Genomic DNA, 994 nt, shown 5'->3' on the forward strand with positions numbered 1-994 from the left:
GGCCGGCACCGCGGCGGCCCTGCGGGCCCGCAACCCGGGCGTGCGCATCGCGCTCTCCGACCCGGAGGGCTCGGCGCTCTACGCGCACTACACCACCGGCACCCTGAAGGCGGAGGGCTCGTCGATCACCGAGGGGATCGGCCAGGGCCGGATCACCAAGAACCTCGCCGGATTCACCCCGGACCATGCGTTCCGGATCCCCGACCGCGAGGCGCTGGACATCGTGTTCGGCCTGATGCGGGAGGAGGGGCTGTCGCTCGGCGGCTCGTCCGGCATCAACGTCGCCGGGGCGATCCGGCTGGCCCGGGAGCTCGGCCCCGGCCACACCGTGGTGACGATCCTGTGCGACGGGGCGGCGCGCTACGCCTCGAAACTGTTCAATCCGGCCTTCCTGACCGAGCGCGGCCTGCCGGTCCCGGGCTGGCTCGAAGCACCGCAGGATGTGTTGCCGGATTGGCACGCCTGAGAACTACGGCCCGATCCAGCGAATATCCCCGCAAAAGTGCGGCCCGGCGTTGAACGGAACGGATTGTCGCAGCGTTTCAACGGTCACGCTCGCAACAACAGCGACCGTCCGGAGAGCCTGTTCTATGTCCCTCGTTACCATTCTCCTCATCATCCTGATCATCCTGGCCTTCGGCGGCGGCGGCTTCCTGGGCGGCGGCGCCTATCGCGGCCCCGGCTTCGGCCTCGGCGGCATCCTGCTCATCGTGCTGATCGTGCTGCTGGTGACCGGCCGCCTGTAAGCGCCCCTCGGACGCGGCCCTGCCGAAGCGTCTCCGGTTCGGCAGGGCGCGTCCGAAACGGCGCGCCCGCCTCACGGTTCGGGGCAGGTTCCCCGGTCCGCGAGGCGGGCCCTATCGACAGCTGATCCCGACGATGGCCTGGGCCACCGCGCCGGGCCCGGAATTCGGGATCGGCTTCGCCTCGGCGACACCCTGGCCGGCCAGGAAGGCCGCGACCGCCTGGGCCGGCACCAGGGCCAGGCGGTCGC

At 71.2% G+C, this 994-nt stretch carries 2 protein-coding genes; both read left to right on the top strand.

Annotated elements, in window-relative coordinates; genetic code table 11:
* The coding region (locus FV228_RS30835) for a pyridoxal-phosphate dependent enzyme (RefSeq protein WP_147857873.1) at positions 1 to 466 on the top strand (466 nt) is incomplete at its 5' end.
* A 124-nt stretch (positions 467 to 590) separates the two neighbouring features.
* Positions 591 to 746: a hypothetical protein gene (locus FV228_RS30840; protein WP_007563230.1), complete on the top strand. Its 156-nt coding sequence runs from the start codon at positions 591 to 593 to the stop codon at positions 744 to 746.
* Positions 747 to 994: the final 248 nt, after the last annotated feature.

The sequence above is a fragment of the Methylobacterium sp. WL18 genome, assembly GCF_008040015.1.
GTDB lineage: Bacteria > Pseudomonadota > Alphaproteobacteria > Rhizobiales > Beijerinckiaceae > Methylobacterium > Methylobacterium mesophilicum.